The sequence below is a fragment of the Mycobacterium sp. E1214 genome (assembly GCF_001666755.1).
In the GTDB taxonomy this organism is placed as follows: domain Bacteria; phylum Actinomycetota; class Actinomycetes; order Mycobacteriales; family Mycobacteriaceae; genus Mycobacterium.
The window spans coordinates 1-528 of record NZ_LZJC01000099.1 but is presented as its reverse complement, the minus strand read 5'-3'; the positions used below and the strand labels follow the sequence as shown (position 1 = coordinate 528).

Sequence of the window (528 nt, the reverse complement as noted above, 5' to 3'; positions counted from 1 at the left end):
TGCCGAGCTCGAAATCGGCCCCCGCGAACGACATTCCCATCGCCCGGGTGGCCGTCAGCGATTCCGGCGTGCTGGCCAACGCGAACCGCTGGTCCACCAACTCGGGGGTGATCAGTTTTTGGTCGTAGACCATCACCCGCAGGAACGCCTCGAGGTTCTCCCGGGTGGGGTCGACCGAGAACTTGCCGAGCCGTTTGACACCCTCGGTCGGGTCGGGCGCGAACAGGTTGACGCTCAGGCCGCCAGGCCCCATCAGCACCAGGCGCCCGGCGCGATCCGGGTAGTCCAGGGCGAACCGCACCGCGGTGCCCCCGCCCAGCGAATTGCCCACCAGCGGAACGCGTTTCAGCCCCAGCTGATCGAACAGCCCGTGCAGGGCGCGCGCCGCGTAGTGGTTGAACTGGCCGTGCTCGGCGCGCTTGTCGGAGTGGCCGTAGCCGGGCTGGTCGACGGCCAGCACGCCGGAATCGCTGACGGCCACCCGGGCGATGGGAATGTCGTTCGCGGGGGCCGATTTCGAGCTCGGCA

Annotated in this window: 1 protein-coding gene; it reads right to left on the bottom strand. The window is 69.1% G+C overall.

Going from position 1 to position 528, the window contains the following annotated elements:
- A partial coding sequence (locus A5700_RS14715; protein WP_369828273.1) for an alpha/beta fold hydrolase occupies window positions 1–528 on the bottom strand: 528 nt, incomplete at both ends.